A 20,102-nucleotide genomic window follows, 5' to 3' on the forward strand; every position below is an offset into this window, starting at 1 on the left:
GGCTCCTACCAGTGGATCGGGGTGTGGACGTTCTGCGGGGGCTCGGCGACGCCGTCGGCGGGGGCGGCCCAGAGGACCGCGTTGGCCAGCACGCGGCGCACGCCGGGATGGTGGTAGACCGGGTACTCCTGGTCGCCGGGGCTGAAGTAGAAGATCCGGCCCCGCCCCCTGCGGTAGCAGCAGCCGCTGCGGAAGACCTCGCCGCCGCTGAAGTTGCTGATGAAGACGAGCTCGTCGGGCTCGGGGATGTCGAACGGCTCGCCGTAGGTCTCCTGGCGGTCGATCACCAGCGGATGTGGCACGCCACGCGCGATCGGGTGGCCGGGGGAGACGGTCCAGACCAGCTCCCGCTCGCCCGCGTCGCGCCAGGTCAGGCTGCAGGTCGTGCCCATCAGCGTACGGAAGATCTTGGAGTAGTGGCCGGAGTGCAGCACCAGCAGGCCCATGCCGCCGAGGACGCGCCGCCGTACCCGCTCCACGATCTTGTCGTCCACCTCCTCGTGGGCCATGTGCCCCCACCAGGTCAACACGTCGGTCTTGGCGAGAGCCTCGTCCGACAGGCCGTGCTCGGGGTCTTCCAGCACGGCGGTGCGCACGTGTACGCGCTCGGCCAGCAGCTCCTTCAGCCCGGCCGCGATGGCGCCGTGGATGCCGTCGGGGTAGCGGCGGCGCACCTCCTCCTCGCGTGGCTCGTGGTAGTTCTCGCTCCAGACAGTGACGTTGACCGCCATCCGCTTCCTTCCGGTCGTGGGCTCGTCGCAACGGTTCCTGCCCAACCGGGGGCGGCGCCTCACGGGTTCAAGGCGTCCAGGGTGCGGTCGACGTCGCCGGCGGTGGTGTAGACGTGGAAGCTGGCGCGCACCTTGCCGGCTCGCACGGCCGCGCGGATCCCGGCCGCCGCGAGCCGCTCCCCGGGGGCGTCAACGGACACGATGGCGCTGTCCGCGGGCTCGAGGCCGAGACCGGTACGGAAGCGGTTGGCCAGGGCGACGTTGTGCTCGCGGATCCGCTGGACGCCCAGCTCGTTGAGCAGCTCGATGGCCGGGGCGGCGCCGACGTACGAGAACCAGGCGGGCGACAGGTCGAACGCGCGGGCGTCCGGCGCCAGGCGCAGCGGCGGCCCGTAGTAGGACCCGCCCTCGTCGGCGCCGGCGTACCAGTTGGCGGCCAGCGGCCGCATGCGCTCGCGCAGCCGCGGCGACAGATAGCCGAAGGCGGCGCCGCGCGGCGCCATGAGCCACTTGTACGCCGCGCACGCCAGCACGTCCAGGCCGTCGACGTCCACGGGCAGCCAGCCGCATGCCTGGGAGCCGTCGGCGATGACCAGGACGTCATGGGCGCGGGCGGCGGCCACGATGTCGCGGAGCGGGGCGACGTACCCGGTGGCGGACTGGACGATGCTGAAGGCCACGGCGGCGGTGGAGCCGGTGATCGAGTCGGCCAGCCGGTCGGCGGGAACGGTCTCGACCTCGGCCGCGACGGCCCAGGGGAACAGGTTGCTGGTGAACTCGATGTCGGGCACCACGACGCGGCCGCCCGGTGGCAGCGCCGTGGCCACGACGGACATGATCTGCGACACGGTGGAGCTCACGGCCACGTCCTGGACCGGCGCGCCGATCATGCGGGCGAAGGCGGCACGCGAGCGGCCCACGGAGGCGTCCCAGGGCTTCCAGTCGCTGGACCCGCGCCGCCACTGGGCCAGCACGTCCTGCAGCTCCTCGTAGGCGCGGCGCGGGGGCAGGCCGTAGGAGGCGGTGTTGAGCCAGCCGGGGTCGGCGTCCCAGAGCTCCTTGCCCGCGATGGCGATGTCCATGTCGCAAGAGTAGGCCGAGTCAAACGAATCTACAATGTAAAGGCGCAAGCGCTGTGGCGTCCGAAAATATGGTCTTCGGAGGGAGAGTCGCCGAGGTCGCTCGGGGCGCGTGCGATCAATCCGGTGTCGGCGTTGCGGGCCCGGTCCAGGCCGTGGTGGCTACAGGGGTCCTGCCGGTGGCGTACCGGTAGGACGCCGCGACGACGCTCTTGGCCACCTCAAGCTCTTGTGCCGTGCGGGGGCCGTAAAGCATCACCACGTTGATCGTGGGGGAGTACAGGGGATGGCGCTCGCCCCACCCCTTGGCGATGAGCTCCCGCTGGTCCTCTTGGGACAGGGCCATGTGCAGGCTGCCGTCGATGTGGATGTGGGCGAACTCGGCGATCAGGCGGGGCGGCAGGAGAACCGCTCCCTGTGGTGGCAGCGCGTCGTCTTCCAGGAAGAAGGCGATGGAGCGGGGCTCGGAGATCTCGCTGGGCCTGATCCCGGCGGCGGGAAGGTCGGTGCTCATCCACTGCTTGAGCTGCTCGCGGATCTCGTGGGGGCTGTTCTGGCTGAGCTGGACGTGTGGAACGGACGGGCCGGTACGGGGCCGGTCACCGGCACGGGCGGGAAGCGACAGCATGACGGGGCTCCTCGAATTCAGGTCGGGGGATCTCAGAAAGTGATAACGATCTTGCCGCGTGTGTACCTGCCGGCGGCCAGGTCGCGCATGGCCTGCTGGGAATGGTCGAACGGGTAGGTCGCGGCCACCTCGATGCTCATGAGGTCCGCCGCGGCCCGCTCGGCCTGCCGGGGCAGGTCACCGATCGACGCCTCCATCCGGACGTAGACGGGAACAACCCCGTCCATTTCCGCAGGGCCGTACAGGGTGGAGACCAGCCGGCCGCCGGGCCGTACGATCCCGGCCGTGGGCACGAGCGCCGGACCGGCGTTGATCAGGTCGACGACCGCATCGAGGCCCCCCGGGTGGAGCTGCCGGGCCTCGGCGGGGGTGTCGCCGCGGGTGTGGTCGATCGTCTCGTGCGCGCCGAGCCCGCGGATGTAGGCCGTGTCGGCGGGTGCTGCGGTGGCCAGCACGCGCACGCCGGACTCGGCGGCACGCCGGACCACGAGCGCGCCCACGCCACCGGTCGCACCGATGACCAGCACGGTGTCGCCGGGCTTGAGCGCGGCGGCGGCCAGGACGCAGTGCGCGGTCATCGCCACCGTGGGGAGCGCGGCGGCCTGGACCGGGGGCAGGGCCCGTGGCCGATGGACAAGCTGAGGGCCTTCGCCGACCAGCACGTACTCGGCGATCGTCCCCGAGTCCGCGCCTGCGTAGGCGATCACCTCGTCACCGACGGCGAATCGCGACACCCCTTCTCCCACGGCCGACACCACGCCGGTGGCGTCCATGCCGAGCACGAACGGATGCCTCACCGGGTACATCTCGCGCAGCTCGCCCGTGACGAGCTTGACGTCGAAGGGGTTGAGCGCCGCGGCCTGCACGCGTACCAGCACCTGACCCGGACCGGGCGACCGATCGGGCACCTCGCTGATGCGCAGCTCGTCCACGGGACCATAGGCGGGGGCGACAAGAGCTTTCATGATGAGGGACTCCTTAGGTGCGGCGACGGCCGGATGGCCTGTGTGGCGGAACCGGACGGGTGAGAGCCTGCCTGCCGCTCGCCATTCCGCTCACCGCCCGTTCGGGCGGTATCCACTGCTCGAACGGGCAGCACCCCGCCTACCCGGATCGCTTAGCATCTGGCTCATGGATCTTCCCGACCTGCGTGCTGTGCTGGCCGCTGCCGCGTCGGTGCTGCAAGCGCCCATCGGCGCCATGCTGGAACCCCTGTCACAGGCGCTGGCGGAGTTCCTGCCGCACCGGGCGGTGGCCATGCTCACCGGCGACTGCGCGCGGCATCCGATGAAGGCCTACGGCGAGACGGCGATCACCGAGAAGATCACCAGCGCCGAGCTGGCTCGCGTGGGCGGCACGGTCGGCGTGGGCGAGCCGCGGTCCGGCCGAGTGCGCCTGGCCGGCGAGGACCTCCCAGCGCTCGCCGTCGCCTCCCGCCCGGCCGGGGCCGCGGGTGCCCTGCTCGTGGTGGTGACCTCCGGCGAGAACGAGCCCAGCGGCCCGGTACGCGACCTGGTTCAGCGGCTCTGGGACCTCGTCGCCCTGCAGCTGATGCACCGGGCCGAGAACCTCCCGCCTGCCGATCTCAACGGCAACCGGCTGGCCGCCGGAGAGCGGGCCCGCGTGATCGCCGAGCTCACCAACACCCACGCCGCCACACTCCAATCCCTGCTCAGCACGTTGCGCAGCCGTACGCTCGATGACGCCGCCGCCCGGCGCAACGCCACCGACCTGGCGGTGTCCGCGCTGATCGAGCTGCGCGCCGCGGCCGACCTGGACTCCGCGCTGAGCGAGGAGCCGGCCGGGACGGCCTTCGATCGGCTGACCGGCAAGCTGGCGCCGCTGACCCGCTACAGCCAGGTGTCTCTGGAACTGGCCGGCCCGCGCGACCGTGACCGTGCCGTGCCCGGCGACATCGCCAACGCCGCCCAGGCCCTGGTACGGGGCGTCGTCGTGACCATGCTCGACCAGGACGGCGTGACCAGGATCCGCGTGACCTGGGAACCGGCAGAATCCGAACTCCACCTCGTCGTCCGCGACGACGGGCCGGGGACACTGACCGCCGACGCCCTGCCCGTGCGCCGCCTGGCCGAACTCGCGGCCGCCGTGGGCGGCCACCTCTCCCTCGACGCCGTTCCCGGCTGGGGCACCACGATGAGCGCGGAGCTGCCGCTCGCGCCGCCCGTGGCCGAGACCCCGGACGCCGCACTGGGCGCACTCAAGCCGCGCGAGCGGGAAGTGCTCGAACGGCTGGCGCGCGGCCTGCGTAACCGGCAGATCGCCGAGGATCTGCTGATCAGCGAGCACACGGTGAAGTTCCACGTGGCCAACATTCTGGACAAGCTAGGCGTGGGCACCCGCACGGAGGCCGCGGCCCTCGCACACTCCTCAGGTCTGGCCACACTCGCCTGAACGCGGCTCGGTCTTGGGAACAGCCGCCGACGCCCCTGCAGTTCATCGTCACCCGGTTACACTCGCTGCGCCCCGTATGAATCTACAATGTAAAGGCGCTCGGGTAGGTAAAAATTGTTCCACGCAGACCCTCAACCAACTTCACCAACGAGCCCTTCGTCGTCTACGACCCTGAACGAAATCCCCTCTGCGAGCTGTGTCAGCTCATCGAGAGTGAGAGCCGGCGCAGGCTGCGCCGAGACTGCACTACGCCCAGCAGGGCACCATCACCTGCCCGGCTCAGGCCGCGGTACTGCGCGTATCTGGCGGCCCTGCGCGGGCCGGGCGTTCAACACCGAGAAGACCTACGCGGGCCGGATCGCCTTGTACTTGTCGTACTGCCTGGGGCACGGCGTGGACTGGTCGAGGCCTCACGATAATGGCTGTTCCGCTGTTCCAAACGGTTCGTACCCTTCGACGCCGACCACCAGGTCCTCACCTACCACCTGGACGACCTGGGCGAGACCGTGATGGGGGAGTAGCGTGAGGCAATGGATCGTCGCATCTTCGGCCTGGAGAACGAGTACGGCGTGACCTGCACGTTCAGGGGGCAGCGCAGGCTGTCCCCCGACGAGGTGGCCCGGTACCTGTTCCGGCGGGTCGTGTCCTGGGGCCGGTCGAGCAACGTCTTCCTCCCCAACGGTGCCCGTCTGTACCTGGACGTCGGCAGCCATCCCGAGTACGCCACGCCCGAGTGCGACAGCGTGATCGAGCTGGTCACGCATGACAAGGCGGGGGAGCGCATCCTGGAGGGCCTGCTCGTCGACGCCGAGAAGCGGCTGCGCGAGGAGGGCATTGCCGGCGACATCTACCTGTTCAAGAACAACACCGACTCGGCCGGCAACTCCTACGGTTGTCACGAGAACTACTGTGTGGGCCGGCACGGCGAGTTCGGGCGGCTGGCGGACGTGCTGATTCCGTTCCTGGTCACCCGGCAGATCATCTGCGGGGCGGGCAAGGTGCTGCAGACGCCGCGCGGCGCGGTCTACTGCGTCTCGCAGCGCGCCGAGCACATCTGGGAGGGCGTGTCGTCGGCCACCACCCGGTCCCGGCCGATCATCAACACCCGTGACGAGCCGCACGGTGACGCCGAGCGGTTTCGCCGGCTGCACGTGATCGTCGGCGACTCCAACATGAGCGAGACCACGATGCTGCTCAAGGTCGGCGCGACCGATCTGGTGCTGCGCATGTTCGAGGCGGGCACGGTGATGCGCGACCTGTCGCTGGAGAACCCGATCCGGGCGATCCGTGAGGTCTCCCACGACATGACCGGGCGGCGGCGGGTGCGGCTGGCCAACGGGCGCGAGGCGTCCAGCCTGGAGATCCAGCAGGAGTACCTGTCGAAGGCGAAGGACTTCGTCGAGCGCCGCGGCGGCGACGCGATCGCGCACCGGGTGCTGGAGCTGTGGGAGCGCACGCTGCGCGCGGTCGACACCGGCGACCTCGACCTGGTGTCGCGGGAGATCGACTGGGTGACGAAATACCAGCTCATCGAGCGCTACCGCAAGAAGTACGACCTGCCGCTGTCGTCGCCGCGCGTGGCGCAGCTGGATCTCGCCTACCACGACGTGCACCGCAAGCGGGGCCTGTTCTACCTGCTACAGCGCCGCGGCTCGGTGGAGCGGGTGGCGTCCGACATCAAGATCTTCGAGGCCAAGTCGGTGCCGCCGCAGACGACCAGGGCGCGGCTGCGCGGCGAGTTCATCCGCAAGGCGCAGGAGAAGCGGCGCGACTTCACCGTCGACTGGGTGCATCTCAAGCTGAACGACCAGGCCCAGCGCACCGTCCTGTGCAAGGACCCGTTTCGCAGCGTCGACGAGCGGGTGGACAAGCTTATCGCCGGCATGTGAGCGAGCGGCCGGCTGGCATCGCGTCAATGGCCACGCCACTCTGCGTCTGTACGGGCACCAGATTGCGCGTGGGCCCACGGGGGCGGTCACGCCGTCACCCGGCTCGTCGATCACCTCGACCGGGCCGTCACTCCCCTGCTCGTCGGCCGCTACACCGCCGCGGTCGGCGGCGAACCAGCTACGCCGACATCGCCGCCGGCGTCGGGATGGCCAACGGCCACCGGCTGCGGCGGGCCGTCCGCGTGATCGAGGCCAACCGGGGCGATCGCCTGGAGTGATTCATGCCCTCGGCCGACCCGGCCCGGCGCCGGGTCTTTGTCATCCGCTACATGCGCCGCGGACACGGCGACGAGTTCAGCGCCCGCGACGCGATGTCCGCCGCACGAGCAGCGATGACATCGGTCAAGGATATGCACCGCGGGCATTATCTGGGGTGCTTGAGCGAAGTAGCTGGTCAGCCGCTTGAAGGTCTGTCAGGCACGTCAGGCAAGTAGGCTGGCCGCGGCTGCCGCCGGTGGATCAACGAGCGGCCAGATCACGAAAGGGAGCTCGGGTGTCCATGCAGCCGCTGCGGAAGATTCTCCAGGCCAACCGCTATCCGGGACGGAGTGTGGTGTGGGCGAGGACTCTCGATGGTGCGATGTGTGGCGGCTATCCGGATCGCCTTGTACTTGTCGTACTGCCGTGGCCACGGCGTGGACTGGTCGAGCCCGAGCCTGGCGCAGCTGATGGCGATGCTGCGGTGGCTGGTGGACGAGCCGACGCCGGCGCGCTCGGGAGGCCGGGAGCGACGGCGCGGTATCGCAGCGAGGGTCGCGGTCCCGGGCTATGAGTGGCTGACGGATGAGGAGATCGGAGATCGCGTTCTGGCGGGCGAGCGGCGGGACAGCAGGCATCCAGTCAGCGCGGCGGCGAGGCCGGCCAGCCCGGCCGCCGCGAAGCCGCCCGCCGGCACGGAGACGTCGATCGCCACCCCGACGATCGGGGATCCGAGCGCGAAACCCGCGCTCTGCGCCGAGGATTGCAGACCTGTCGCCTCACCCCGCACGCTGGCCGGCGCCAGCCGGCTCACCGCGTCGGCCACCGTGGAAAGGGTCGGCGCGGTGAGAAGCCCGGCGCCGACCATGGCCACGCACAACCAGGGCCAGTCGTGGGCAAGCCCGGCGGGAATCGTCACGAGCCCGAGCAAGCCGAGCAGCAGCCATGTGGGCAGCGGCCGGGGCAGCGCGCCATAAATCAGCCCGCCGGCGACGGAGGCCACGCCGAACACGGCTACGACCACGGCGGCCGAGGACACCTGACCTGCTTCTTCAAGCGTGGCGACGATGGCGAGGTCGACGCCGCTGAGCAGCGTCGTGGTGCCGAACGCCATCGTCAGTACGGCGATCATGCCGGCGCCCACCCACTCCCGGCGCGGGGGCCGTCCGGTCGCGCCGGCATCCGCCTCGTCCTCGGCACGCAGCGGAGGGTTGAGCAAAGCGATCCCGGCTCCGCCGGCCGCGATCGCGGCGCCAACCCCCCACGCCACCACATCGGGGGACATCTTTGCCGCACACAGGATCACAATCGCCGGGCCCACGATGTACGACAGCTCGCCCTGCACCGATTCCAGCGCGAACGCGGCACGGCGCTGTCCCGCCGTCGTCATCGCGGCGATCGCCTGCCTGGTCACCGGCTGGGCCGGCACCATCAGCAGACCCGCCGCGAAGGCGGCGCCCAGCAGGATCCCGTACGGCAGGATCGGCACGCTCAGCCAGAACACGACCTGCACTATGACGGTTACCAGCAGCACGGTACGCAGGCCCCGCCGGTCGATCATGCGGCCAAGCAGCGGCCCTCCCAGCGCCACCCCGGCGGTCAGAGCCGCCGCGACACCACCCGCTGCCGCGTAGCTCATGTTCAGGCCCAGCACGACGTACATCGTCAGCGCCATCACGTCAGCCGTGATCGCGGCACGGGCGAGCAGCGAAACGCCCAGCAGCGATGCCATCCCTGGCACGGCGAGCACCTGCCGGTATCTGGTCACCCGCGTGACGCTAAATCATCCGTCACATCATAGGAAGTGGTTAATTTGTTGGAGCAGGCATAATGAATTCTTATGGCCAGAGATCTTGAGACCGCGTTGCTGCGGTCGTTCGTCACCGCCGTGCGGGCGGGCAGCATCAGCCGCGCCGCGACCGCGCTCGGACATACCCAGCCCGCGCTCAGTCAGCAGTTGCGCAAGCTCGAGAGCGTTGTCGGCCGTCCGCTGCTGTACCGGTCGCCGTCCGGCGTCTCGCTGACCCGGGCGGGTGAGGAGCTTCTGCCGTACGCCGAACGCATTCTTTCGCTCTCCGCACAGGCGCTCACCGAAACCGGGCGCGCGCTTACCGGCCACTGCGGCGTCGGGTTGCTCGAAGACCTCGCCGCGTCCCAGCTTCCGCAGGCCCTCGCCGACCTCGCCCGGCTGCACCCCGGCGCGACGCTGGAGGTGCTCAGCCTTTCCAACGCCGCGATGCGGGAGGCCTACGACGCGGGCCGCGTCCACCTCGTGCTCGACGAGGTGCCGGACGTTCCCGGACCGCCGCGCTGGACGGTACGCCGCCCGCTGGTCTGGGCGATCGGCCACGGTGTGGACGTGGCTGCCGATCCGCTGCCGGTGGTGCTGTTCTCGAACACGTGCGCCTGGCGTACGTCAGTGCTGGAAACGCTGGAACGTACCGATCGGCCCTGGCGAGTGGCGTTCGAAAGCAACAGCCTGGTCGGTGTGCTCGCCGCGCTACGGGCCGGGCTCGGCGTCGCGGCGCTCATGCCCGCGAACCTCGAACCGGTCATGGCCTGCCACGACCCGGACGCCCTGCCCACCCTGCCGGACGTCGAGCTCGGTCTCGCACGGCACCCACGGACCGAAGGTGATCCGCTGATCGATGCCGTGGAGACCGCGCTACGACGCATGATCTGAGTTTCGCGGCTGGTCAGCGCGCCGGTTTCCGTCCAACCCACAACAGGACCTGGCCAGGTGCCCATACGCTGGGGTCGAAGGCCGCGATGGAGGTGCTCCAGCCGGTGATCGCCCTCCTGCAAGACCTCCCCGAGCAGGACCGGCAAGCCCTCGCTGAGCTGATCAACCAGTGCGCTCAGGAGGAAACCGGCCCTGAGCGGCAGCTGACGGCCTGGGAAGCGCCCGAAACCCTGGGTCTCCTGGTCTGAGGGCCCCACTACTCAAAGGCGTCCAGGAAGATCACCTGAACCTGGATTCCTCACTTAAATTTCTCCTATGCCGGGCTGCGCCAAGCCCGGGGCTCGCTCCGAACCTCGCGAGGAGAGGACAGCGCGGGCATGAAGGAGACCGAACGGCAGCCCACCTGGACGTTCCTGACCAACCACGCCCGGGTGCTGCGCATCATCGCTGACAACCCGCACGCGCGGCCCAGTTATCTGGGGTAGTGAGCCTCTTCCCGCAGGCCAAAGTGGGATGATCTTGTCAGGCACGTAAGGCAAGCAGGCCCGCCGGATGCGATCATTGCGAGGTGACCTACTTGCCTGACAACCCCAGATATTCCGTCAGGCAAGTCCCCAGAAGGCCACTTGCCTTACTTGCCTGCCGGTCCAGACGGACCCCAGATAACGCCACCACCTTCGAGGCCGGCAACCCCCACTCGATCGCGCGCACGGAGTTCGCCACGATGGCCCGAGCCGCCGACGAGTGCATCACCAAGGTTGTCGGCGACGCGCCAGCCGGCCCGCGCCAGCCGGCGCGGGCCGCACCCCGGCGGCCCCACCCCGAGCGCGGAAAGAGGCGAAGATTGCCAACCATGACGCCGACCGAGCCGAAAAGGTCGCATCGATCATCAGTCGGAGCATTGTGTCGCGACTCGCCGAACTAGGGCGAAACATCGAGAAAGGGCTCAAAAATCTCAACCGATCAGACGGTGGCGTACTCGACGCAGAGATATATGCAAGTGACCTTAAGGAACAAAGCGTCATAGAGAGGATGCTTGCTCTGCAACTGACTGACGCTTTCCCGAAGTGGGGTGAGTCGGGCAGAGCGGGATGGAGTGGCGATCCGGCGTCACACCGTGCTGGTCATGGCCGCCCTGGCCATCTGCGCGGCCAGCGCCGCGGCCGCTCGCCGCCGCACCGACACCCAAGCCGCGCCCCCACCGGGCCCGACCAGGGACCCCGGCATGATCCAGCTGACCGTCGCCGAGATCAAGTGCCTGGTCAACGCCACAACCACCCACACGCCATCGCCGGAACACACCGCCCACTGGTCAATCTGGCGACGCCGTCACCAAGCGCGCCCGATGGTTCCATCGCCGTGCCCGCCTGGCCACCGAATACACCCAGCTCGGCTAACGAATGGCGGCTGCCGTACCAGGAGACCAGGTGAGAGGCGGTCGGGAAGACGCTCATGTCCGGTTGCCACTGATCAATTCGTAATCAGTGGCCTGATATCGCTGCTCAGCGCCGTGCTGAAATGGACGCTCAGCGCAAAAGGATTGACATGCATTCCGTCCGCGATATGACTTACTGCTGTCAAGGTGATTGAAGTCGATTAGCCTGCGTCATAGGAAGGATGGGTAGTGCTTGGCGGCCCCTGAATAGGGCAGGTATCAATCCCGCCATAACACCTCGGCCGGAACGTATCCCAGCTGGTGGAACACCTGTCTACCTACTCCCTGACTTCGCCGACGACAATGCCGACCAGTACGTCCAGACCTGGGACTTCGATCCCACCCTGGGAGAGAACGCCACCTGGGCCAAGTGGATGCTCTGGCACATCGAGGCCAACTCCGACGGCACCTACGCCATCCGGAGCAATCCCACCCGGCGTTATCTCACCGACCCCGGCGGCGCCACGATGACCATGATCAAGCTAGCCGCCAGCGGGCGCGACGACCAGCGGTGGAACATCATCCCCGTCGTCAACGCGTGGGCTCCCCATGTCTACCTCGTCAGTCCGGCAACCAGGCCAGAATATGCTTGACCAATTTGGGCAACTCCGTTGCCAGGGACTCATACGTCACCATCAGGCGCATGTGGGCAGGGCCTGCCCCCTCCTTCTACTGGAGTATCGTGCCCGCTCCCGATGATCTCAGAAAGCTCGCCTAGCCACTCTTTTCCAAGAGCGCCGCCGACCGTCGCGAGATCAAGCCGGTCGTTCCGTTGAACTCCTCATCGGCTCAGCGGCCTCGGCGGTCGGCTCGTCCCGGTTCAGGCGACCGAGATGGTCCTCAAGTAGTCGACCACTGCGTCGCCTGACCGGGTCCGTACGGCCACATAGCCGTCCGGCCGGACGAGAACGAGCGTGCCCCTGCTGGCGCCGTAGCGCTTGCTCGGGGGCCTGGTTCCAGCTGGTAGACGCGGATGTCGTCGCCGTGGAGTCTGTCCAGGCGCTCGGCCAGACCTGGCACCACCGCGCCGAACTGGAGCAGCGTGAAGTGGGGGCCGCGGAAGAGGTCGAACAGCCGCGACTGCTCGCCGGTCACTGGGTGCCGGCACGGCGAGTCGGGCGCCCGGTCGCCGGGACGGACCTTGCCCTTGTCGCCGACCGACAGCTCGGAGTTGCGGTAGTTCACGCTGAGCTGGGAGGTCTTGCTCACGATCGCCTTGGTCGCCACGGGGCTGCGCATCAGCGGCAGGATGATCTAGTCGCGCAGGAAGGTCATCATCGGTCTCCGACACCAGCCCGGGGAAGGTGATCCCGGCGGCCTCGCGCACGGCGCCACCGCCGCCGTCGCAGCCTACGAGGTAGGGGGCGTGGATCACCTCACCTGTGGCGAGCTGCGCGACGACCTGGCGGTCGGACTGCATTTGTAGCGGTTTTGTTACTGATATGCATGCGCCCACCGGCGGGCCGTACATCGCAGACGCTCATTCTCGGAAGGGCGTGATTGCCCCTGCGGTATGGTGGGCATGAGCCCACCATAGTGGGCGCCTGCCCACTCGACAACCGGGTAGCGATTCGCGGTGAGCGTAAGGAGGGACGCGCGGTGCCGACCGGAGTGCACATCCGCGACCCGCGCCAGCAACTGTTCGACGCCGCCGAGCGCGTCCTGCTCCAGGACGGGCCGAACGCGCTGACCAGCCGCGCGGTCACCATCGAGGCAGGCGTCGCCAAGGGCGTTCTGCACCGGCACTTCGCCGACTTCGACGCCTTTCTCGCCGAGCTCGTGCTCGACCGCATCGCCCGGATCGACGACCAGGCCGCCGCCCTGCGCGAGTCCGCCGGGGCCGGCACCGTCGCCGGCAATCTCACCGGCGCGCTGGTAGACCTGTTCGACTCGGTCGCGGTGGCGATCGTCAGTCTCGTCATCTTCCGGGACGAGCTGCGCACCCGGCTGCGCCAAGCCAGGCCGGCCCACGGCATCCCGGTCCTGACGCAAGCTGCGGCCATGATGGCTTCCTACCTCAACGACGAGTGCGAAATGGGCCGCATCGCGGCCGACGCCGACGTCGACGCGCTGGCGCTCACCCTGATCGGGGCCGGGCACCTGCTGTTCGCCGGTCGGGAAGGCACCCCACCGGAGATCGGAGCCGTCGACAAGGTCGTGACCACGGTCATCGCCGACGTCGTGCAAAGACGGCTGCTATGAACAGCCCAGCCGCAACCGCTCGATGGAGTGTCGCCTTCAAGGCCGGGAGCCTCTCCTGTGCGCGCGGGTCGGTGGTGTTCTGATCAAGCGGTCGGCTTGAGCCCGGACGGACGCCGGGGTAGGCCCTCGCAAAATCTGCCCCATGTGCGAGCCCGATGTCCGCCATGGGTTCCGGAGATCGGCATGTGGCCGCAACATATGCGTTGACCAGGCATATTGTTCCGATGCCCGGCGCTCGCCATGGGGCATATGTTGGGTACATCGGCTCTGTCCGCGTACGGCGGCCTACTCGCCAGAGCCGATGCGAGGTACCGATGACCAATGCCACGATGCGCGCCTTGGCGCACACGGATACCGACGGGCTGCCCGCCGAGGTGACCAGTTTCATCGGGCGCCGGCAGGAAGTAGCGGCCGTCAAGCGCCTGCTGGGTGATGCCCGCATGGTGACCCTCACCGGGCCCGGCGGCGTCGGCAAGTCCCGGCTGGCCCTGCGCGTCGCCGCCGACCTGCGGCGGGCCTTCCCCGACGGGATCTGGCTGGTCGAACTCACCGAACTGGACAACCCGGCGCTGCTGTCCCAGGCCGTGGTCGCCGCGCTGAAGATCAAGGATCACTCCGCCCGGCCGCCCATCCAGGTGCTCACAGAGCATCTGCGCAAACAGCGGGCGCTGGTCGTCCTGGACAATTGCGAGCACGTACTCAACGAGGCCGCCATGATGGCCCAGACCCTGCTGTACTCCGCCCCGGAGCTGCGTATCCTGGCCACCAGCCGGCAGCTGCTGGGAATCGCCAGCGAGCAGGGGTTCGCCGTGCCGACTCTGCCCGGGTCTGACTCTCAGCATGGCGCACCGTACCCCGTGTCTGACGCGGCCCGGCTCTTCGCCGACCGGGCCAAGGCCGTCCTGCCCGATTTCACCCTTACGGATGAGAACCAGGACATCGTCGAGCGGATCTGCCGCCGCCTGGACGGCCTGCCGCTCGCCATCGAGCTCGCCGCCGCGCGGCTGCGCGCGCTCTCGGTCCGCCAGCTGCTCGACCGGCTGGACGATCGCTTCCGGCTGCTCACCGCGAGATCGAGTGCCACCGTGCCGCGCCACCGGACGCTGCGCGCGCTGATCGACTGGAGTCACGAGCTGTGCACCGAACACGAGCGCCTGCTGTGGGCACGCATCTCGGTGTTCACCGGCAGCCTGGATCTGGAAGCGGCGGAAGCGGTCTGTGCCGGGGACGGCCTCGCCCGCGACGAGATCGTGGACCTTGTGGTCGGCCTGACGGAGAAGTCCGTCCTGATCCGGGAGGACCATCCGTACGGAGTGCGATACCGGCTGCTGGACACGATCCGGCAGTACGGGCGGGAGCGGCTGATCGCCTCCGGGCAGGAGCAGCAGCTCAAACGCCGGTATCGCGACTACTACCGGCGGCTGGCGCGCGAGGCGCGGGCGCAGCTGGTCGGCCCCGCGCAGGTCAAGCTGCTGACCCGGCTGCGGGTCGAGCATCCCAATCTGCGCAAAGCTCTGGGATACTGCCACGCCGAGCACGCCGGGCTCTGCATCGACATGGCCAGCGACCTGCTCTACCACTGGATCATCGGCAGCCACCTGGGCGAAGGACGCGACTGGCTCGAACGGGGACTCGCGGACACCGCCGGTCTGTCCGAGGTCAGGGCTCGGGCGTTGTGGGCATGCGGCCGGCTCGCCATCCTGCAGGGTGATCTGGCCTCGGCCGGCGAGTTGCTCGCCGAGAGCAGAGCACTCGGTGAGCAACTCGGGCTCGAACCGGTCCTCGGCTACGTCGCGCAGTACTCCGGCATGATCGCCATGGAGGAGGGAGACACCGCATCGGCCATCGGCTGCTTCCAGGAAGCACTTGCCCGTCATCGCGGCGTCCGAGACCCGGCGGGCGAGGTCCAAGCGTTGATCTGGCTCGCCTTCGCGCACTCCGTCCTCGGCGACGCAGAACGCGCCGTCGTCGCCGCCGAGGAGGGCATCGCCGTCTGCGACGCTCATGGCGAGAGCTGGCACAAGTCGTACGCGATGACGGCGCTCGGCGTCGAGCTCTGGCGCCAAGGCGACACGCGGCGCGCCACCGCCCTGGAACAGGAGAGCCTGCGCGTCTTCCGCGAGCTGGACGACTCGGTCGGGGTCGGGGTCAACATCGACGCGCTGGCCTGGATCGCCGCCTCGGAAAGGGATTTCGCGCGGGCCGGCGAACTGCTGGGCGTTCTGCGTGACCTCTGGGAGTCGATCGGCGCGCCACTCCTGGGAATCGGCCATCTCATCGGATACCACGACGAATGCGAGGCCCGTACCCGTCGCGCCCTGGGCGAGCAGGCCTATCAGACCGCCGTCAAGCGAGGCGCCGGTCTCTCCCGTGAGCAGGCGGTCGCCTACGCCCTCATGGAGGAGGCGCCGTCTCGCGGCCGGTCCGGCGAGACCGGTGGGCCCTCGCCCCTCACCCGACGGGAGATGGAGATCGCCCGCCTTATCGCCCAGGGAATGAGCAACAAGGAGATCGCGGCGACCCTGGTGATCGCTCAGCGCACCGCCGAAGGCCACACCCAGCACATCCTGCGCAAACTCGGCTTCAACTCCCGGGCCGAGATCGCCGGCTGGGTCGTCGAGCAGACCCGCCTCGCCGGCGAGGAGCCTCCCGGTGGGTCATGAACATGCCGCGAACGACACGATCTGGAATGTCCCGGCCGCCGAGCGGAGTCCTCATGCCGACATCCGGGCAGCGGATGCGCTGGGCCATCGGCGCGGCGCTGCGACGGCCCGCGTTCGTGGCTGACGGCCCGCCGACGGCCCAGGAGATCAACTAGCGGCGGCGGCGATCATCGCACATAGATGTCCGGCCTGGGCGGCGTGGGCATGCGGTCGCCGATGAAGAAGCTCGTGTGTGGTGGCTGGTTGTAGGCGGTGTTCTGCCAGGCGATGGACGCCCGGTAGAGCGGGTCGTGCATCAGCGTGTAGATGCGGCGGTCGGTCGGCGTGGTGGTGGAGTAGATGCGCAGCGCGCGGTTGTCGCTGGTGGGCCAGATGACCTCCTCGCGCCAGTCGCCGAACAGGTCTCCCGACAGCGACGGGGTCGCCTTGGTGCCGTTGTTGGAGTGCACGCCCGACGCGGTCAGCAGGCGGATGTCGGAGCTGGTGCCGTACTTGTCGATCCTGGTCTGGTCGAGCAGCTCTCTGAGGGGGTCGGCGTCCCACCAGGAGAGGAAGTTGACCGAGGACGGCTCGCGGCCCGCCGTGTTGCCGGTGACGCTGCGCAGGCTCGTGTCCGTGGCGGACCAGAACTCGGCGGCGATCCTGACGGCCGAGATGTCGCCGGCCACGCCGCGGCCGTTGTCGGATCCGGACGCCGTCTGCCAGAGGATCTGGCCGTTGCGCGGGTCGATGTACAGGGAGCCGGGCTGGCTGGTGGACTCGCTGACCTTGAAGTACTCCAGGCCGGCCCGGGCCGGGTCGAAGTCGCCCAGGTGCTGGGCGTCGCCGTGGCCGGTGCGGGTGGTCCACATGCCGGTGCCGTTGTCGTTCACGGCCATCGCGCCGTAGACGATCTCGTCGCGGCCGTCCGCGTCGACGTCGCCGACGGACAGGCTGTGGCTGCCCTGGCCGGTCCACTGCGAGCCCGCCGAGTTGCTGTCGAAGGTCCACCGTTTGGTGAGCGTGCCGTTGCGGAAGTCCCAGGCGGCGATCACGGAGCGGGTGTAGTAGCCGCGGGCCATGATCAGCGATGGGCGCTCGCCGTCCAGGTACGCCGTGCCGGCCAGGAAGCGGTCCACCCGGTTGCCGTAGTTGTCGCCCCAGGAGGAGACCGTGCCGCGGGGCGGGTCGTAGTTGACCGTGGACATGGCGGCGCCGGTCAGGCCGTTGAACATGGTCAGGTACTCGGGGCCGGCCAGGATGTAGCCGCCGGAGTTGCGGTGGTCGGCGCTCGCGTTGCCGATCACGGTGCCGGCGCCGTCCCTGGTGCCGTCGGCGGTCTTCATCGCGACCTCGGCCCGGCCGTCGCCGTCGTAGTCGTAGACCTGGAACTGGGTGTAGTGGGCGCCGGCGCGGATGTTGCGGCCCAGGTCGATGCGCCACAGCCGGGTGCCGTTGAGCCGGTAGGCGTCCATGTAGACGTTGCCGGTGTAGCCGGACTGGGAGTTGTCCTTGGCGTTGGACGGATCCCATTTGAGCACGATCTCGTACTGGCCGTCGCCGTCCATATCGCCCACGCTGGCGTCGTTGGCGTTGTAGGTGTACGCGACCCCGTCCGGGGTGGTGCCGCCCGGCGGAGGCTGGATCGGCACGTCGAGGTACGGGCCGCCGGTGAAGCGGAGCGAGGCGGGTGAGGCGGGTGAGGCGGGCTGCTCGACGCCGCCGATCACCGCCCTGACCGTGTACGAGGCGTCGGCCGCGGCGCCGTTGTCGAGGTGGTTGGTCGAGGTGGTGAGCCCGGTGGCGATCCTGGTGGAGCCGCGGTACAGGTTGAAGGAGACGCCGTCGGGGTCGGTGCCGAGCAGCCGCCAGGAGACGAGGTTGCCCGAGCCGGACCGTACGCTGATCAGCCCGCGATCCAGGTCCTCCATCTGCTTCGTGGGCGGGGCCGCCTGGGCGGGCGCGCCGGTGATCGTGGTCGTCATGGCCGTGGCCAGGGCGAGTACGGCGGCCGCGCCGGCCTTTCGTAACCGCATTGCGGGGTCCTTTCCGGGGTGTTGTCGAAATGCGTTGCAACAAAGCTTCGGTAAGCGCTTTCCCGATGGGCAAAAAGAAAGTTTCATGGCGGCGGAGGGACACCCGTTAGCGTTAACATAGTTGTGCTGGTAATGCGGTGGCCGGAAATGTGTGCCGGACCTGCGGGAACGTTCACCTGGCCTCCTCATCGGCAGCGGGTGTGCGGCCGCCGGGTCTCGGCGTATTAAAGCCTCCTCCATCCGGGGCCGCAAGCGTCTTCGGTCATCTCGCTTATCGGCGGTTAACGCCTGCGCCTTACTCGGTGCTTGACAGGGGGCGGCCGCACGCCTTTGCCGGGGGAAATGGTCGTCGGCGGGGTTGCCTTGACGCCGGTGGCTTCGACGGGGAGTTCTTCTCGTTCGACGAGCTGTGCAGTTTTCCCAAGCCGTACGGGGTCGCGCACCTGCCGATCCACGTCGGCGGGTCCAGCCGGGCGGCCGCCGTCGAGGCCGGTCGCAGGCCGGAGGCGCTGGAGTACACGCGGTGGGGGTCGATCGACATGACCGTGGAGGACGTGGAGGCGCTGGCCGCGCAGGGTGTGACCCGGATCGTCGTGAGTCCCGCCGCCGCGGAGCCGGAGGCGCAACTCGATGAGCTGTCGGCGTTCGCGGAGCGGTTCGCCCTGCTCGATGCCGCCGCGGCCGGGGTGATGTGACAGGTGCGGGCGGGATTACCGGGTGCTGCCCGCCCATGCTCGCAGGGAGGACGGTGGCGAGTGGCGGGCCGCGCGTTGCCACAGCGCCGGCCAGCCGCCGTTGCCCAGCCACGCCGCAGGGACGCGGAGCCCGCCGGCGGTGACCCGATCCCAGAACGTCTCCAGGTCGGCGCCCAGCTCCCCGGCCCCCGGCAGGGCGCGCCGCCAGGGCCCGCCGGGGTCCTCCAGGCTCGAAAAGGGGAAGCCGGATACGGTCGGCTCGCCCGGCGCGGTGATCGCGAGCGTCGGCTGGGTCGGCGGCCAGGTGGTGACGGCGATGACGAGCGAGCAGAGGACGGCCGCGTCCGGGCGGCGGGCGACGTGCCGGGCGAGCACCGGGTCCGCGGCGCGGGCCAGGCGGCCGAGGGCGGCGCGGATCCTGCGTGTCACCAGCTCCATCGAGCGGGCGGGCGCGATGGCTTCGTGGCGGGCGAGGTTGCGGAGCGAGCCCGGCAGGGGCGCGTCGACAAGGAGCAGGTCCAGGTGGTCGAACCGGGCGCGAAGGTCGGGGTCGAGGGCGTCGAGCGCGCGGGCCAGGGGGCGTACCTCGGTGGCGTGCCACAGTTCGGTCAGGCCGGTCACGGGCAGCGCGTCGAGGCAGGCGCGGTCGAGCCGGTCGGCTGACAGCCTGCGCAGCGCGGTCAGGACGTCCGTGCCGCGGGCCCGGTTCAGGGCCTCCAGGGTGAGCAGGGCCTCTACGGTCGCCGGGTGGGCCAGGGCAGTCTCGGCCAGTTCCGCCAGCGGGCCGCTCACCTCGCCGAACACCCGATCGCCGCGGCGGACGCCCTTGGCGCGACCCGCCGAAGGGCGCTCCCGTGCGGACGGCGGGAGCGGCTGGAGCTCGACCGGCGGCACGGCGGGCGGAGGCGGCGGCAGGGCCGCCACCCAGCGCACCACCCGCTCCCGCAACGCAGGATCCGGATCGGCGTTGAATCTGGCCCGCATCTCGGTGACCTGCCAGCCGCGCCGATGCCGGATCTCGAGGTTGGCCGCGATCGTGCCGTCCGGGTCCCGCAGCGCCACCAGGGCGCACGAGCCCTTCGTGGCCTCCTCGACGTAGTACGTCGCCGCGATGCAGTTGCCCATGTACGACGACCAGCCGGCCAGCGTGCGCGGATGGCGCGCGCACTCGATCCGTACCTCCGTGCCGGGGACGACCGTGCCGTCCACCGCGGCCAGCGGCTCCGGCAGGCGGAAGGCGGCGGTGAGCGCCTGCGTGATCTCCAAGCCGCTGGCCAGCCCGGCGGCCAGGTCCTGCCAGCTCCGGCACTGCCGGGGCGGCCGGCTGCCGAGCGAGACGAGCTGCGCGGCGCCGGCGAGGGCCGAGGAGATCGAGTCCAGCCGGGGGAGGAGCTGCTCGTCGGGGGTGGGAT

General features: G+C 69.5%; 17 protein-coding genes and 2 pseudogenes. 10 read left to right on the top strand and 9 right to left on the bottom strand.

Features of this window, described 5'->3' with window-relative positions; all coding sequences use genetic code 11:
* Nucleotides 1–5: 5 nt before the first annotated feature.
* From EJK15_RS15670 to EJK15_RS15685, 4 genes are all read right to left on the bottom strand, one after another.
* Nucleotides 6–731 (bottom strand): ThuA domain-containing protein, encoded by a 726-nt coding sequence (locus tag EJK15_RS15670; RefSeq protein ID WP_138711156.1) that lies wholly within the window; start codon nt 729–731, stop codon nt 6–8.
* 59 nt (nt 732–790) lie between these two features.
* Nucleotides 791–1,813, bottom strand: a complete 1,023-nt coding sequence (locus EJK15_RS15675) for an aminotransferase class V-fold PLP-dependent enzyme (protein WP_138711157.1) — start codon at nt 1,811–1,813, stop codon at nt 791–793.
* Nucleotides 1,814–1,928: 115 nt separating this feature from the next.
* Entirely contained in the window at nt 1,929–2,438 is a 510-nt protein-coding gene (locus EJK15_RS15680; RefSeq protein ID WP_138711158.1) for a luciferase domain-containing protein, read from the bottom strand.
* A gap of 32 nt (nt 2,439–2,470) precedes the next feature.
* Nucleotides 2,471–3,403 (bottom strand): NADP-dependent oxidoreductase, encoded by a 933-nt coding sequence (locus tag EJK15_RS15685; RefSeq protein WP_138711159.1) that lies wholly within the window; start codon nt 3,401–3,403, stop codon nt 2,471–2,473.
* Nucleotides 3,404–3,569: 166 nt separating this feature from the next.
* On the opposite strand from EJK15_RS15685, the gene EJK15_RS74525 reads away from it, so the two are divergent.
* From EJK15_RS74525 to EJK15_RS15705, 3 genes are all read left to right on the top strand, one after another.
* The gene (locus tag EJK15_RS74525; RefSeq protein ID WP_240777002.1) at nt 3,570–4,850 is read left to right on the top strand and encodes a helix-turn-helix transcriptional regulator; all 1,281 of its coding nucleotides are present in this window, start codon (nt 3,570–3,572) and stop codon (nt 4,848–4,850) included.
* 530 nt (nt 4,851–5,380) lie between these two features.
* A complete protein-coding gene (gene pafA, locus EJK15_RS15700; RefSeq protein ID WP_138711160.1) occupies nt 5,381–6,739 on the top strand; it encodes a Pup--protein ligase in 1,359 nt (452 codons plus the stop codon).
* 281 nt (nt 6,740–7,020) lie between these two features.
* Nucleotides 7,021–7,233, top strand: a complete 213-nt coding sequence (locus tag EJK15_RS15705; RefSeq protein WP_138711161.1) for a hypothetical protein — start codon at nt 7,021–7,023, stop codon at nt 7,231–7,233.
* Nucleotides 7,234–7,565: 332 nt separating this feature from the next.
* Here EJK15_RS15705 and EJK15_RS15715 read toward each other — a convergent pair whose 3' ends face one another.
* The gene (locus EJK15_RS15715; RefSeq protein ID WP_138711162.1) at nt 7,566–8,765 is read right to left on the bottom strand and encodes an MFS transporter; all 1,200 of its coding nucleotides are present in this window, start codon (nt 8,763–8,765) and stop codon (nt 7,566–7,568) included.
* A gap of 72 nt (nt 8,766–8,837) precedes the next feature.
* Between EJK15_RS15715 and EJK15_RS15720 the strand changes: the two genes are divergently transcribed.
* From EJK15_RS15720 to EJK15_RS15725, 4 genes and pseudogenes are all read left to right on the top strand, one after another.
* Nucleotides 8,838–9,680 carry a LysR family transcriptional regulator gene (locus EJK15_RS15720; protein ID WP_138711163.1) on the top strand — a complete coding sequence of 281 codons (843 nt, stop codon included), beginning with the start codon at nt 8,838–8,840 and terminating at the stop codon, nt 9,678–9,680.
* 86 nt (nt 9,681–9,766) lie between these two features.
* Nucleotides 9,767–9,928: a hypothetical protein gene (locus EJK15_RS70575; protein ID WP_171074327.1), complete on the top strand. Its 162-nt coding sequence runs from the start codon at nt 9,767–9,769 to the stop codon at nt 9,926–9,928.
* Nucleotides 9,929–10,779: 851 nt separating this feature from the next.
* Nucleotides 10,780–11,077 (top strand): annotated as a pseudogene (locus EJK15_RS77555) (IS701 family transposase); the annotation flags it as partial.
* A 220-nt stretch (nt 11,078–11,297) separates the two neighbouring features.
* Entirely contained in the window at nt 11,298–11,708 is a 411-nt protein-coding gene (locus EJK15_RS15725; protein WP_138711164.1) for an RICIN domain-containing protein, read from the top strand.
* 247 nt (nt 11,709–11,955) lie between these two features.
* Here the strand turns inward: EJK15_RS15725 and EJK15_RS74530 are convergent, their stop codons facing one another.
* Together EJK15_RS74530 and EJK15_RS74535 are read right to left on the bottom strand one after the other, a co-directional pair.
* Nucleotides 11,956–12,354 carry a hypothetical protein gene (locus EJK15_RS74530; protein ID WP_171074320.1) on the bottom strand — a complete coding sequence of 133 codons (399 nt, stop codon included), beginning with the start codon at nt 12,352–12,354 and terminating at the stop codon, nt 11,956–11,958.
* Between the two features lie 67 nt (nt 12,355–12,421).
* Nucleotides 12,422–12,586: pseudogene (locus EJK15_RS74535) on the bottom strand (FAD-dependent monooxygenase); the annotation flags it as partial.
* A 128-nt stretch (nt 12,587–12,714) separates the two neighbouring features.
* Between EJK15_RS74535 and EJK15_RS15735 the strand changes: the two are divergent.
* Nucleotides 12,715–13,317 (top strand): TetR/AcrR family transcriptional regulator, encoded by a 603-nt coding sequence (locus EJK15_RS15735; RefSeq protein ID WP_138711165.1) that lies wholly within the window; start codon nt 12,715–12,717, stop codon nt 13,315–13,317.
* A 329-nt stretch (nt 13,318–13,646) separates the two neighbouring features.
* Complete coding sequence (locus tag EJK15_RS15740; RefSeq protein ID WP_138711170.1) at nt 13,647–15,980, top strand: ATP-binding protein; 2,334 nt, start codon at nt 13,647–13,649, stop codon at nt 15,978–15,980.
* A 167-nt stretch (nt 15,981–16,147) separates the two neighbouring features.
* Here the strand turns inward: EJK15_RS15740 and EJK15_RS15745 are convergent, their stop codons facing one another.
* Complete coding sequence (locus EJK15_RS15745; protein ID WP_138711166.1) at nt 16,148–17,995, bottom strand: rhamnogalacturonan lyase; 1,848 nt, start codon at nt 17,993–17,995, stop codon at nt 16,148–16,150.
* Between the two features lie 302 nt (nt 17,996–18,297).
* Between EJK15_RS15745 and EJK15_RS15750 the strand changes: the two genes are divergently transcribed.
* Nucleotides 18,298–18,690, top strand: coding sequence for an LLM class oxidoreductase (locus tag EJK15_RS15750; protein WP_240777004.1), 393 nt, complete (start codon nt 18,298–18,300; stop codon nt 18,688–18,690).
* Between the two features lie 15 nt (nt 18,691–18,705).
* Here the strand turns inward: EJK15_RS15750 and EJK15_RS70590 are convergent.
* Nucleotides 18,706–20,102 (bottom strand): hypothetical protein (locus tag EJK15_RS70590; protein ID WP_206060871.1); only part of this gene is annotated, 1,397 nt, incomplete at its 5' end.

Source organism: Nonomuraea basaltis, assembly GCF_005893125.1.
Lineage (GTDB): Bacteria > Actinomycetota > Actinomycetes > Streptosporangiales > Streptosporangiaceae > Nonomuraea > Nonomuraea basaltis.